The organism is Psychroflexus salinarum (assembly GCF_042677225.1).
GTDB classification, from domain to species: Bacteria; Bacteroidota; Bacteroidia; order Flavobacteriales; family Flavobacteriaceae; genus Psychroflexus; species Psychroflexus salinarum.
In genome coordinates this window covers 641,417-654,944 of sequence record NZ_JBHTIV010000005.1, presented here as the reverse complement: position 1 = coordinate 654,944, position 13,528 = coordinate 641,417, and the positions used below count along the sequence as shown (strand labels likewise).

The 13,528-nt window shown below is 36.6% G+C and carries 10 protein-coding genes; 7 read left to right on the top strand and 3 right to left on the bottom strand.

What is annotated here, in order from left to right:
* The first annotated feature begins 52 nt into the window (after positions 1–52).
* The 6 genes from uvrC to ACFQ0R_RS05100 all read left to right on the top strand — a co-directional run bounded on the left by uvrC (position 53) and on the right by ACFQ0R_RS05100 (position 8,117).
* Entirely contained in the window at positions 53–1,858 is a 1,806-nt protein-coding gene (gene uvrC / locus ACFQ0R_RS05125; RefSeq protein WP_379657302.1) for an excinuclease ABC subunit UvrC, read from the top strand.
* Complete coding sequence (locus ACFQ0R_RS05120; RefSeq protein ID WP_379657301.1) at positions 1,848–4,091, top strand: patatin-like phospholipase family protein; 2,244 nt, start codon at positions 1,848–1,850, stop codon at positions 4,089–4,091. The genes uvrC and ACFQ0R_RS05120 overlap by 11 nt, the downstream gene beginning before the upstream one ends.
* A gap of 117 nt (positions 4,092–4,208) precedes the next feature.
* Complete coding sequence (locus tag ACFQ0R_RS05115; RefSeq protein ID WP_379657300.1) at positions 4,209–5,375, top strand: homogentisate 1,2-dioxygenase; 1,167 nt, start codon at positions 4,209–4,211, stop codon at positions 5,373–5,375.
* A 165-nt stretch (positions 5,376–5,540) separates the two neighbouring features.
* The gene (hppD, locus tag ACFQ0R_RS05110; RefSeq protein WP_379657299.1) at positions 5,541–6,680 is read left to right on the top strand and encodes a 4-hydroxyphenylpyruvate dioxygenase; all 1,140 of its coding nucleotides are present in this window, start codon (positions 5,541–5,543) and stop codon (positions 6,678–6,680) included.
* A gap of 143 nt (positions 6,681–6,823) precedes the next feature.
* Positions 6,824–7,591 carry a DUF3108 domain-containing protein gene (locus tag ACFQ0R_RS05105; RefSeq protein WP_379657298.1) on the top strand — a complete coding sequence of 256 codons (768 nt, stop codon included), beginning with the start codon at positions 6,824–6,826 and terminating at the stop codon, positions 7,589–7,591.
* 37 nt (positions 7,592–7,628) lie between these two features.
* Entirely contained in the window at positions 7,629–8,117 is a 489-nt protein-coding gene (locus ACFQ0R_RS05100; RefSeq protein WP_379657297.1) for a UpxY family transcription antiterminator, read from the top strand.
* Here ACFQ0R_RS05100 and ACFQ0R_RS05095 read toward each other — a convergent pair.
* Both ACFQ0R_RS05095 and ACFQ0R_RS05090 read right to left on the bottom strand, forming a co-directional pair.
* Positions 8,114–9,475: a DUF5723 family protein gene (locus tag ACFQ0R_RS05095; RefSeq protein WP_379657296.1), complete on the bottom strand. Its 1,362-nt coding sequence runs from the start codon at positions 9,473–9,475 to the stop codon at positions 8,114–8,116. The genes ACFQ0R_RS05100 and ACFQ0R_RS05095 overlap by 4 nt on opposite strands.
* Positions 9,472–10,002, bottom strand: coding sequence for a hypothetical protein (locus ACFQ0R_RS05090; protein ID WP_379657295.1), 531 nt, complete (start codon positions 10,000–10,002; stop codon positions 9,472–9,474). The genes ACFQ0R_RS05095 and ACFQ0R_RS05090 overlap by 4 nt, the downstream gene beginning before the upstream one ends.
* A 378-nt stretch (positions 10,003–10,380) precedes the next feature.
* Here ACFQ0R_RS05090 and ACFQ0R_RS05085 point away from each other — a divergent pair, with 378 nt between their 5' ends.
* Entirely contained in the window at positions 10,381–10,878 is a 498-nt protein-coding gene (locus tag ACFQ0R_RS05085; protein WP_379657294.1) for a hypothetical protein, read from the top strand.
* Between the two features lie 246 nt (positions 10,879–11,124).
* On the opposite strand, the gene katG is transcribed toward ACFQ0R_RS05085, so the two are convergent.
* Positions 11,125–13,368: a catalase/peroxidase HPI gene (katG, locus tag ACFQ0R_RS05080; RefSeq protein WP_379657446.1), complete on the bottom strand. Its 2,244-nt coding sequence runs from the start codon at positions 13,366–13,368 to the stop codon at positions 11,125–11,127.
* Between the last annotated feature and the right edge of the window lie 160 nt (positions 13,369–13,528).

Here is a 13,528-nt window from a genome sequence, read left to right as displayed (position 1 = left end):
AAATTCTATAAATCCTCACGCATATCCCTTAACTTTGTAGGGAGATTGATTTATGGAAACCACAGACCTAGACATACAAGTAAAGACGCTTCCAGAACAACCTGGGGTATATCAGTATTACGATAAAGATGACAGGATTTTGTATGTCGGTAAAGCAAAGAACCTAAAGAAAAGAGTGTCTTCCTATTTCAACAGAGAACACGACAGTCATCGCATTGGGGTGATGGTGAAAAAGATCAGGAACATCAAGCACATCGTGGTCGACTCCGAGATGGATGCGCTGTTACTGGAGAATAACCTCATCAAAAAACACCAGCCACGCTTCAACATTATGCTGAGAGATGATAAGACTTATCCCTGGCTTTGCATAAAAAAAGAAAGATTTCCGAGAGTTTTCTTAACTCGACAGGTTATTAAAGACGGCAGTGAATATTATGGTCCCTACCCCAGTGTCCGCACCGTAAAAACACTTATGGGTTTGATTAAAGGACTTTACCAACTTAGGACGTGTAACTACGATTTGTCTCAAGCCAAAATTAATCAGGGGAAATATAAAGTCTGTTTGGAATACCATTTGGGCAATTGCAAAGGCCCTTGTGAAGACTATCAAGATGAAGAAGAATACCTCAAGCAGATTGATGCCATTCGGAATATTGTCAAAGGAAATTTAAAAGATTCGCTGAAGGATTTTAGAGATCAGATGCATACTTTGGCTGAAGAAATGCGGTATGAAGAGGCTGAGAAAGTAAAGCGTAAAATTAATACTTTAGAAAAATATCAATCCAAATCTACCGTTGTTAATCCTAAAATCAGCAATGTCGATGTTTTTTCTGTAGTAAGTGATGAAGGTTATGGTTATGTCAATTTTATGCAATTGTCTCATGGAGCAATCATACGTTCGCATACCATTGAAATGAAGAAAAAACTGGATGAGACGGATGAAGAACTTTTAGAATTAGGTATTACAGAAATCAGACAGCGTTTTGAATCCATGTCTCCAGAAATTTATGTCCCTTTTGAAGTTAAAGCAGGAGAAAACGTGAGAGTTACTGTTCCCAAATTAGGTGATAAAAAGGCAATAGTAGATCTTTCTACACGAAATGCCAAGTATTTCCGCATGGAGCGCTTCAAGCAAATGAAAATTGTGGATCCAGACCGGCATACGAACCGCTTGATGGCGCAGATGAAAGAAGATTTAAGATTAAGCGAAGAACCACGCCATATCGAATGTTTCGATAATTCCAACATTCAGGGTTCCAATCCTGTTGCTGCCTGTGTCGTCTTCAAAAACGGTAAACCGAGCAAAAAAGACTATAGAAAATTCAATATCAAAACGGTAGAAGGACCAGACGATTTTGCGTCTATGGAAGAGGTTGTTTACAGACGCTACAGAAGACTTCTGGAAGAAGATGAGCCGTTACCCCAACTCGTGATTGTAGATGGCGGAAAAGGTCAGCTATCTTCAGGGGTTACAGCTTTGGAACGTTTAGGTTTAAGAGGGAAAATTCCTATCATAGGCATTGCCAAACGACTTGAAGAATTGTTTTATCCAGGCGATAAATATCCTTTGTATCTTGATAAAAAGACAGAGACTTTAAAGATCATTCAGCAACTAAGAAATGAAGCGCACCGATTTGGTATAACTTTTCATAGAAACAAAAGAAGTAAGAGTGCCATAGGCACAGAACTAGAAGAAATTACAGGAATTGGTGAAAAAACTTCTATAGAATTATTGCAACATTTTAGATCTATAACTAAAGTAAAAAAAGCGAGCCTGAAAGATCTGGAAGAGGTTATAGGCACTTCTAAAGCGAATCTCATTTATACACATTACCACAACAATCTAGATGAAACTTAATTTTTTACTATTACTTTTTCCTGTATTTGTTTGGAGCCAAAATTTGGATCTGAACAGACTTGATAGTTTACAACAATCCGGAAAAGACATCAAAGTTGGTTTGGTCTTAAGCGGTGGCGGGGCTAAAGGATTGGCTCATATAGGAGTTTTGAAAATCATTGAAGATGCAGGTATTAAAATTGACTACATCGGTGGAACAAGTATGGGCGCTATTATAGGTGGTCTCTACGCATCGGGTTACACAACAAAGCAGCTTGACTCAATTTTTAAAAAAACTGATTTTGGCACGTTAATTCAGGATGATTTACCCCGTGAGTCCAAAAGTTTTAATGAAAGAAAAGACTCTGAACGTTATGTTGTAAAACTGCCCTTTGATAATTTCAAAATCAGATTTCCATCTGGATTGTCCAAAGGTCAAAATGTCTATAATCTTTACGCTCAACTTTTGTCTCATGTAAAAGATAAGGATTTCTCTCAACTTCCTATCCCTTTTTTATGCGTTGCAACGAACATAGAAACTGGAAAAGAAATCATAATTGAAAGTGGTGATTTGGCGACATCCTTAAGTGCTAGTGGTGCAATCCCTACCTTGTTCAGTCCTGTTTATATTGACGATATGATGCTAACCGATGGAGGTGTTCTCAACAATTTTCCTGTTGATGAAGTTAGAGCTAAAGGAATGGATATCATCATAGGAGTAGATGTACAGGACGACTTGAGGGAGAGAGAAAATTTAAAAAGTGGATTTGAGATTTTAGCTCAGGTAAACAATTTTAGAACAATTAGAGCTGCTGAAGAAAAAAGCCAAAAAACAGATATCTATATAAAACCGGATATCAAAAACTTCACTGTTCTTTCTTTTGACCAAGGAGATAAGATAATTGATAACGGACAAATCGCAGCAAAGGAAAAATTTGAATCTCTCAGAAAAGTGGCTGAGGCTCAAGACAGAAAAATGAATCGTCCTTCTATAAAAGTAAAGGATAGCATCTCTATTGGAAACATAAGCATTATTGGTAGTGAAACTTTTCCCAGAAATTATATTCGTGGAAAATTAAAAATTGGATCGTTTGAAAAAACTAGCTTCGAAGAATTGAATGCAGGGCTTAACAACTTATCTGCAACAGGAAGTTTCCAAAAAATCAATTACTCACTAACTAAAAATGGTAATTATCAAGACCTCACATTGGATATATATGAGAGTGATCAAAATACTCAGTTAAAATTTGGTATACATTACGACCAACTCTACAAAACTAGTTTCTTGGCGAATCTTACGCAAAAGAGCTTGTTTTTCACCAATGATGTAGCTTCCCTGGATCTCATTATAGGGGATAACCTTAGGTATAATTTCAATTACTACATAGATAAAGGTCGCTATTGGAGTATTGGGATCTCTTCCAGGTTCAACCAGTTTGAAGATGATGTCAATTTTGAATTTATACAACAAAATGTAGGTACTCAAAATCCTCTAAATTTGAATCAGGTTAGATTAAAAAATGATGACTTCACCAATCAGATTTTTGCCGAAACCTTCCTTAATAAGGATTTTAAATTTGGAATAGGAGCAGAATATAAATTCTTAGAAGCCACTACAGAAACCTTTATTGAAGATCCAGAAGTGAACGAAGCCGAAACTATAATAGAAAAAAGTAATTTATTCAGCACCTTTGGATACCTAAGAATTGACACCTTAAACGATAAGTTTTACCCAAGCTCCGGCTACTTTTTCTCTGGTCAATTAAATATTTATTTTCCCTTTTTTGACGACTATTCTGAATTTGCTATTGCCAAAGGCGAAGTAGGTTTTGCACAACCTATCTTCGATAAGGTTTCTGGTTATATTGGTTCAGAATTGGGTTTTAGAACGGGAACCGAAGAGCTGGCAGGTCTTAACTTTTTCTTGGGTGGGTTTGGAAATCAAACCATCAACAACTTCAGACATTTCCTGGGTTATGATTTTTTCACGCTTTCTGCCAACTCATACATCAAAGGTATTTTACAGGTAGACTATAACTTTTACAAAAAAAATCACTTGATTTTTACTGCCAATTATGCGAATGTAGAAGACGATTTGCTATCTAGCGGAAACTGGCTGAGTCTTCCGGATTTTTCCGGATATGGAATCGGGTTTGGCTCCCAAACCATCCTCGGCCCCATTGATCTCAAGTATTCTTATTCACCGGAAACCAATGATAGTATCTGGTATATAAGTATTGGTTACTGGTTCTAATTTGATTTTTCTTTAAAAAAATCAAAAGCAATTTACAGCCCAACAAATTGAGATTATTTTTAGGTTTGGTTTAGGAATACATCTATTTTCACGATATTTGATAAAATCGTAAAAAACATGCCTTTCTATCATAAACTTGGTAAAATTCCACATAAAAGACATACCGTCTTTAAGAAACCTGATGGCTCTTTATATAGAGAACAGCTTTTTGGAACTATTGGTTTTGACGGAATGTCAACCAATAGCTATCATGAACATCACCCAACTCAAGTTAAAGAAATTTTGGGCCATAAGGATGTTACTCCAAAGATTGCAGTAGATACGAATTTGAAATCTTACAGGTTTCATGGGTTTAAAACTGTGCCTCAACCCGATTATCTAAAAAGTAGAACAACAGTCCTTCACAATACTGACGTGAACATTATCCTCGCTGCACCGACACAGTCTCAAGGGGACTATTTTTATAAAAATGCAGATGCAGATGAGCTGCTATTTATACACAAAGGGAAAGGAAAACTAAGAACTCATCTGGGAAATCTTGATTTTGAATACGGTGACTACCTTCTCATTCCTAGAGGTGTTATCTATAAAATTGATTTCGAAACAGAGGATAATCGCATGTTTATTGTAGAGTCCAGAAGACCTATTTACACGCCGAAACGCTACAGAAATCACTTTGGACAATTGCTGGAACATGCACCATTTTGCGAAAGAGATCTAAGACAACCTTATGAGCTGGAAACCAATGATGAAAAGGGAGATTTCTTGATTAAAGTCAAGAAAGAAAATCAGCTGTTTGATATGGTGTATGCCACACACCCATTTGATGTGGTTGGCTATGATGGTTATAACTATCCTTATGCGTTTTCAATTCATGACTTTGAACCCATCACAGGAAGAATACATCAACCACCCCCTGTGCATCAAACGTTTGAAACCGATGCATTTGTTGTGTGTTCCTTCTGCCCCAGATTATATGACTACCATCCAGAAAGCATACCAGCACCTTACAATCACAGCAATATAGATAGTGATGAGGTTTTATATTATGTTGATGGAGATTTTATGAGCAGAAATGATATTGAAGCTGGACATATTTCTCTACATCCTGCCGGAATTCCACATGGACCACACCCTGGTGCAGTAGAACGAAGTATAGGACAAACCAAAACAGAAGAACTTGCTGTGATGGTAGACACCTTCAAACCTTTAAAAATTACAGAAGAAGGCATGGCTATTGCAGATGATAGTTATCACAAGTCATGGATAGAAGATGATCGCTAGCAAGTGAAGTCAGCGCAAGGAATTCACGTGGAAGCCCTGCTGAACAAAGCTCTGGAGATCGTATTTTGACTTGGACTACTAGATGAAGCTAAAGAACAACACTAGACTTTATAAGGTAGTCTTAAAGCAGGACTAAATAAAGAAATGAATTAAAAATTAAAACCAATGAGTACAGATACCACCAGCCAAAACTTAAAAAAAGTAAACCCTAAAGCGGAAGATTTCTTACCGATTTTAGGAACTGATTTCGTAGAACTCTATGTTGGAAATGCAAAACAAGCTGCGTATTACTACCAGACTGCCTGGGGCTTCCAACCTGTAGCTTATGCTGGTCTCGAGACAGGTAAAAAAGACACGACTTCTTATGTATTGCAACAAGGCAAAATAAGATTGGTGCTCACTAGTCCAATGAGTGACGGTGGAGACATCAACAGACACATCAACGAACATGGAGATGGAGTAAAGTTTGTCTCTTTATGGGTGGATGATGCTACCAAAAGCTTTGAAGAAACGGTAAAGCGAGGAGCCAAACCTTATGCTGAGCCGTACACAATTGAAGACGATAATGGTAAAGCAATAATCTCTGGAATACATACTTACGGAGAAACCATTCATTTATTCATAGAACGCAAAGAATATGAAGGTCCGTTTTTACCCGGCTATAAAGCCTGGACTAAAGGCTACAAAACTGAAGGCGTTGGTCTCAAATATATCGACCACATGGTTGGAAATGTGGGCTGGAATGAAATGAACAAATGGGTTGATTTCTATGCGGATGTGATGGGATTTGCTCAACTGCTTTCCTTTGATGACAAGGATATTTCTACGGACTATACCGCGCTTATGAGTAAAGTAATGAGCAATGGAAATGGACGCATAAAATTTCCTATAAATGAGCCCGCGGAAGGTAAAAAGAAATCTCAGATTGAGGAATATATCGATTTTTATAATGGTGCAGGAGTACAACATATTGCTGTAGCAACCGACAACATTATTGAAACCGTAAGTGAATTACAACGCAGAGGTGTTGAATTTTTGAATATTCCTGAAACTTATTACGATACTGTTTTGGATCGTGTAGGTGAAATTGATGAAGATTTGGCTCCACTAAGAGAACTTGGTATATTGATAGATAGCGACGATGAAGGCTATTTACTACAAATTTTCACAAAACCAGTGCTGGACAGACCGACAATGTTTTTTGAAATCATACAGCGTAAGGGCGCACAATCTTTCGGAAAGGGAAATTTTAAAGCTTTATTTGAAGCCATCGAACGCGAGCAGGATCTTAGAGGAACTTTATAATTACATGCTGTTTCTATTATTTAAGCTAAAACCTCTTCCGCAACAGGAGAGGTTTTAGTCTTTAAAGACATTATTATAAAGTCATCATAAAATAAAGGCATGTTAATTGATAATATTGAAATTTGAACAAACGTTACGTATTTATGAAACTCATACTCAGCTTTTTATTTTTTTTATTGACTTTTGCTGGATTTAGCCAATCTGCGTATGAAGAAGGCGAATGGCTAGACTTTAAGATCAAATACGGTTGGTTTAATACCAGCAAAGCCAGTCTCGAAATAAAAAAAACCAAACTTGGTGACGAAGATGTGTTTCATGTAATTGGTAACGGAAAGAGCGTAGGCTTGCTGGACGTGTTTTTTAAGGTTAGAGATAGATATGAAACCTATATTACAACAAAGGAAGGTCAACCAATAAAATTTATAAGAGATATTAATGAAGGCGGTTATAAGAAACACAAAGAATTGTTTTTTAATCATAATACCAATCGCGTAAAAGTTGTCGATTTCAAGCATAATACTACAGAGTCTTTTGATTTGAAACCTAACTCACAAGATATGCTTTCTGCTTTCTACAAACTTAGAAACACAATTGATATCGATAATTTGGAAGTAGGACAAGAATTTAATATCAATATGTTCTTCGATAACGATAACTATGATTTCAAGACTAAATTTTTAGGCTATGAAACGCTTGATACTAAATTTGGAGAAATAGCCTGCTTAAAATTTAGGCCTTATGTAATGGCAGATCGCGTTTTCGAAGAGAGTGAAAGTCTCACATTCTGGGTGACTGCAGATGAAAATAAAATTCCTATAAAAATTGAAGCTGAATTAGCCGTCGGTTCACTTGTAGCTGAACTTCATGAATTTAAAGGACTAAAACATCCTTTTAGAATAATCATGAACTAATTGAACCTGAGGTTTCAAATTAATCAAATTTAATTTTATGACTGCTTCTCTTAAAACGCAATCGCACTGGTTTGTGCTTTATACTAAACCCAGGGCCGAAAAAAAGCTTGCAGAACAGCTGCGAGAGGATGGTATTGAATCTTACTGCCCTACTCAGATAAAAGTAAAACAATGGAGTGATCGCAAGAAGAAAATAGAAATTCCAATATTACCTTCGATGATTTTGGTGAATATTAAGGACGACGAAAGAGATAAAGTTTTCAACAGAAGACACGCAGTAAGGTATTTGTATTGGCTTGGCCAACCAGCCAAAGTTACATCTGAAGAAGTTGAAAGCTTAAGATCTATGCTTGAAGATAGTCAGTTTGAAAGTCAAGGTTTGGAAAAGCTAAAACCAGGGGAGAAGTTGGATATGACAGCATTAGGTTTTGAACACATTCAAGGAACTGTTAAGTTTGTAACTGCCCAGGAGTGCTGGATAGTTTTAGAAAACTTAGGCTATGTACTAAAGTTCAAAAGAAATTAAAACTTTAGGTTCAGACCAAACTGATAAGCCAAGGCTTCAGCATTGTAGATATTACTAAAATGGTTGAGGCGATCTACATTCGCAAAAATATTGAATTTCCACACATCCAGAGCAACCCCTCCGCCGTAATTGGGTCTATTAAATTGATCTATCCCTATGCTTACTTTGGCGTAAAACGTTTTCCAGAAACTTCGTTCATACATTGCATTAATACTATAAAAAAGATTTCCAGCGCTTAGCATACTAAATGCATGTACGCTCAAAGTTTGATTTCCATCTTGCTTGCCTGAAGATTTCAATCTGCAATTACAAAGGTTTGCGTTACCCCCAAAATTATAGCTCAAACCTACATTCAGTTTTGTAGGTTGTACATAAGTGTAAGAGTCGGATGAGGTTTCTGTTGGTAGATTTTCCTCAATTTCATCTCCAAGGTTTTGATAATAGGATATGAGATCATCTCCATCCGCAAAATCAGGAAACTCTATCCCAAGACCATCATACTCAAAAAATCCTTGCGATATATCTCTTCTAGTATCTTTGGAGAAATGTATAAAGCCTAAGTCCAAAATACTCGCGGTGATTTCAACTCTATCGTTAAAATAATAAGACAGCCCCAAATCGAATCCTAAACCATAATTAGAACCCATCAGGATATTGCCAGCAGAAAAATCCTCAGAATTATCCAAACCAGTACTATCAAATCTTAAATCCAAATTACTAATGCTTTGATCTAGTAAAAGCCCTGAAGCAGACTGCCTGGTGTTGAATTGTCCAGAATTTCTTACCGATCTTATATTCACACTAGAAGTATAAAGTTTTACCCTCGCCCCTAAATGTAAGTCTTCACTTACTTGATCATTGATACCAAAATGAAAAACGGTCTGCAAATTAGCTCTAAAATTAATTTCACCAATATCATAGCTTCTATTCTGACCTGCATTGCCATAATAAGCCAATTCTATTAAATCTTTAGGGAAATTTGTCACTCCATCGCTTTCTTGATAGACTCCTGCAGAATAGTATCGCTTTTCATTTCTCCACCCAATACTGATGAGATCCAACTTTTGATTGAAAGCCCCAAAATCTTTAGGTGAAATTCTATCTATCGCTAAAGCTATATTGGAGTTAAAATCATTTGCGTTAAAAAAATTATCCACATTGAAAGCGGTATTGCCTGCTGAAGCATAAAAATTAGAAAGGGCTGGAACCCCTACATGAAAATTAGTTTTTTCGTAAGCCGCACCAGGATTCAGCATCAGTGATTGAGGATTATGAGTTTGATTGTAAAGCAAATGCTTATCCTGACCCCATAAAGAATTTGCAGCAACCAATAAAATAATAATTATTTTATATCTCATTCTCCTGTAAATAAATAACCAGCTTCCACAATGCATTCTAAGCGCATATTACCAGAATTGGTTGCAGCAGATGGTTGATTTACAAAAAACTCGGCTCGTATGCTTGATGTGATAATCTCAATCTCTTCAGGGGATAAAACCACTGAAAAGCTTTTGATGGTTGGACTACTTTCTGTGCCTGGTGGAATTGGTTCTGTCACTCTAAAGGTTTCAGAATTATTCCTGTCAAAAAAGACAAAATCGATCGTCTGTCTTCTATTGATGCTATTTTCAGCTAGAAATTTAAACTCTAAGCTTTCTAAATAATCGTTATTAAACTGTTCATTCAAAAAATCAACATCTATATAATCACGAATATTATTTGGGTTAGGAATAGAATCATTACCTGTATTGATTAATTCAGCTGAATATTGAGTTTGAAAAACATTGACTTCAAAAGTAGGTGTTGCTTCAAAGTCATCATGCTCTAAAGATCTATCATCCGTACAGCTAAAGAAGGCTAAACAAATTATTATAAAGTATTTCATATTTTTAAAACAAATCAAATTAAGATTACCCTAATTGTATATTTATAAACGAAAGCGAATAAACAAAAATTATAGCAATATCAATAAATATCTTTTAACCATTTATAATGTACTGCTATTCAATGTGTTATGAATTTACGAAATATATTCTTCTGTTGGTCAGCACTTTAAAATATTTTGGGTGTGATCCAGAAAATCCAATAATTAACGGGAATAAGGGCAGGACTATTTGCTTTAATTCTTTTTTCCCAATTGAGGACTGGTGACTACAGGGCTTTCCCTTCTATCCATCACATTGGAGTTTCCAATTAATAGTTGGAATTGCATTTAAATTTTCAATAAAAAGTGTAGTTTTAGAGAAATCAACTATGCTTTACTATGAAATTTCTAAAAATTAAATCTTTCAAGAATGCTCTCTTTATAATATTAATACTTTCAACCTCCATAAGTTGTTTTGCTCAAGAAATCACTATCCGTCAAGATTTTTGGGGTTATGAATTTAAAAAAGGAGATCAAGAACTGAACTGGAAACAACTTCTAAAAGAAACTAAATCCCATACTGAAAGCTACAACCTCATCAAAAGAGGTCAATCTCAAAATACCTTGTCCACTATTTTTAGTTTTGCCGGCGGCGCGCTTGTCGGGATTCCTATTGGACAAACGATTGGCAGCGGAGATCCCAACTGGGTTTTGGCGATTGTTGGCGGCGCCTTAATCACGGTAGCTATTCCCCTATCCACCAGTTCCAAAAGAAATCTAAACAACGGCATTTCAAACTACAATTCTAAAAACAACATCACTTTTTCTGATGACTTTCAACCTGAAATCAGCCTGATTGGAAATGCTAGTGGATTGGGGTTGAGGATGAGGTTCTGAATAAAGCACAAATTCGTAATATACTTTCAATCCATTCATCTAGATTCTAATCTTGATCTGTCAATTTATCTCTAGCGCTTTGAAACTTTCAATTACCTAAAGTCATCAGAACATGTATCAATGTGAATCAAGTCAACAGAGACAAATTCAGCATAAACCCTTTTAAAAATCAGCTTTCATTTTTGAGCATAAAAAAGGTGATTTGTTTCCAAACCACCTTCCAACTAATCAATCTATCCTCAAAACTTAATCCAAATCAAATCGGTCTAAATTCATCACTTTATTCCAGGCTTTGGCGAAATCTTTCACAAATTTCTCATCAGAATCTGAACAGGCGTAAACTTCTGCTAGCGCTCTCAATTCTGAATTGGATCCAAAAATAAGATCTGCTCTAGTTCCTGTCCATTTTCTTTCCCCTGTTTTACGATCCTTACCTTCAAACAGAGTTTGCTCTTCGTTTATAGCTTTCCAGGTCGTTCCTAGATCCAATAAATTGGTAAAAAAATCATTGGTTAACACTTCTGGGTTATCTGTAAAGACACCATGGCTTGAATGGTCATAATTGGCATTCAAAGCTCTCATGCCTCCCATAAGAACTGTCATCTCTGGAGCTGTGAGTGTCAATAAGTTTGCTCTGTCTATCAACAGTTCTTCGTCTGAAACTTTGCTATAGCCTTTGGTATAATTTCTGAAACCATCGGCTAAAGGTTCTAAAGCATCAAAAGAATCTATTTCGGTATTCTCTGCTTTGGCGTCGGTTCTTCCAGGGTAAAATGGAATATGGATTTCATGCCCTGCTTCTTCCGCGGCTTTTTCTACGGCCGAGTTACCTCCAAGAACAATTAGGTCTGCAAGAGATACTTTTTTATTCCCTTTTTGAATAGCATTAAACTCGGTCTGAACATCTTTAAAAACTCCAAGAACTTTTGATAACTGATTTGGGTTATTGACTTTCCAGTTTCTCTGTGGTTCTAGTCTGATGTGAGCCCCATTGGCTCCTCCACGCTTGTCTGAATGTCTAAATGTTGATGCTGATGCCCAGGCTGTAGAAACCAATTCTGAAATGGATAATTCAGAGTCTAATATCTTTGCTTTCAGATCTTCAATATCTTTATCATTGATTAAATCATGATCTACTGCTGGAACTGGATCCTGCCAGTTAAATTGTTCTTTTGGAACATCTGAACCAAGATATCTTTCGATAGGACCCATATCACGGTGAGTCAATTTGTACCAGGCTTTTGAGTAAGCTTCTGCAAATTCTTCTGGATTCTCATAAAAATGTCTTGATATTTTCTCGTATGCTGGATCTTCTTTTAAAGAAAGGTCTGTAGTCAACATGAATGGTGCATGTTTTTTATCTGGATTGTGAGCATCTGGTATAGTTCCTGCACCGGCATCACCTTTTGGCTTCCATTGATAAGCTCCCGCTGGGCTTTTTGTCAATTCCCACTCATATTCAAACAAATTCTTAAAATAGGTATTACTCCATTTGGTTGGTGTGTCAGTCCATGCACCTTCCAGTCCGCTTGTGATAGTATGTTCACCTTTACCGGATTTATAGTTGTTTTTCCAACCCATACTTTGCATTTCGATTGGAGCTGCTGCTGGTTCGGCTTCTACATAATCTAGATCGCTTGCTGCACCGTGCGTTTTGCCAAAGGTGTGTCCACCTGCAATAAGGGCCACCGTTTCATAATCATTCATCGCCATACGACCAAAAGTTACACGTATATCGTGTGCAGCACCTATAGGATCTGGTTTACCATTTGGTCCTTCTGGATTTACATAAATTAGTCCCATATGTGAAGCAGCGAGTGGATTTTCTAATTCGCCTTCAGAATAACGAGATTCATTCTCCAGCCATTCTTTCTCAGATCCCCAATACACATCTTCTTCTGTTTGCCAAATATCTTCTCGACCTCCACCAAATCCTTGCATCTTGAGTCCCATAGATTCATGAGCCATATTACCTGCTAGCACAATTAAATCTGCCCAGGAGAGTTTTTTACCATATTTTTTCTTGATTGGCCATAGCAACAATCTTGCTTTGTCCAAGTTGGCATTATCTGGCCATGAGTTGAGCGGCGCAAAGCGTTGAGAGCCAGAACCAGCACCGCCTCTACCATCCTGAATTCTGTAAGTACCTGCTGCGTGCCAGGCCATACGAATGAAAAATGGACCGTAATGTCCATAATCTGCTGGCCACCAGTCTTGACTTGTAGTCATAAGCTCTTCCAAGTCTTTTTTCACCTCCTTAAGGTCTAGAGTCTTGAACTCTTCGACATAATCAAAATTTTCATCCATAGGATTTACCATGGATGAATTTTGCCTGAGTATATTTATATTTAAAGAATTGGGCCACCAATCTTTGTTGTCGTAACCACCACCTGCAGCAGCTTTCATGTCTCCATTCAAAAACGGACAGCTAGCAGAAGAGTCATTTACATCCCAAACTTGTGCTTTATTTTCATTATTAGGTTCTTTCATGTCTTTCATAGTAAGCTTATTTTAATTTGATTATAAAGAAAATATATTGCGATCTTTATTTTGCATAAGTTTTATCTATAAAACTAATTTAATTATAAGTAAAGTTGATTTTTAAATTTAGTTCATTTAAAACTAAGGAATAATCAAATAATTTTAAAAT

Bases quoted from the DNA above. Each gene is read 5' to 3' on its own strand.
- ACFQ0R_RS05100 (WP_379657297.1), top strand. From the start codon at position 7,629: ATGACTGCTTCTCTTAAAACGCAATCGCACTGGTTTGTGCTTTATACT.
- ACFQ0R_RS05105 (WP_379657298.1), top strand. From the start codon at position 6,824: ATGAAACTCATACTCAGCTTTTTATTTTTTTTATTGACTTTTGCTGGA.
- ACFQ0R_RS05090 (WP_379657295.1), bottom strand. From the start codon at position 10,002: ATGAAATACTTTATAATAATTTGTTTAGCCTTCTTTAGCTGTACGGAT.
- hppD (WP_379657299.1), top strand. From the start codon at position 5,541: ATGAGTACAGATACCACCAGCCAAAACTTAAAAAAAGTAAACCCTAAA.
- uvrC (WP_379657302.1), top strand. From the start codon at position 53: ATGGAAACCACAGACCTAGACATACAAGTAAAGACGCTTCCAGAACAA.
- ACFQ0R_RS05115 (WP_379657300.1), top strand. From the start codon at position 4,209: ATGCCTTTCTATCATAAACTTGGTAAAATTCCACATAAAAGACATACC.
- ACFQ0R_RS05120 (WP_379657301.1), top strand. From the start codon at position 1,848: ATGAAACTTAATTTTTTACTATTACTTTTTCCTGTATTTGTTTGGAGC.
- katG (WP_379657446.1), bottom strand. From the start codon at position 13,368: ATGAAAGAACCTAATAATGAAAATAAAGCACAAGTTTGGGATGTAAAT.
- ACFQ0R_RS05085 (WP_379657294.1), top strand. From the start codon at position 10,381: ATGAAATTTCTAAAAATTAAATCTTTCAAGAATGCTCTCTTTATAATA.
- ACFQ0R_RS05095 (WP_379657296.1), bottom strand. From the start codon at position 9,475: ATGAGATATAAAATAATTATTATTTTATTGGTTGCTGCAAATTCTTTA.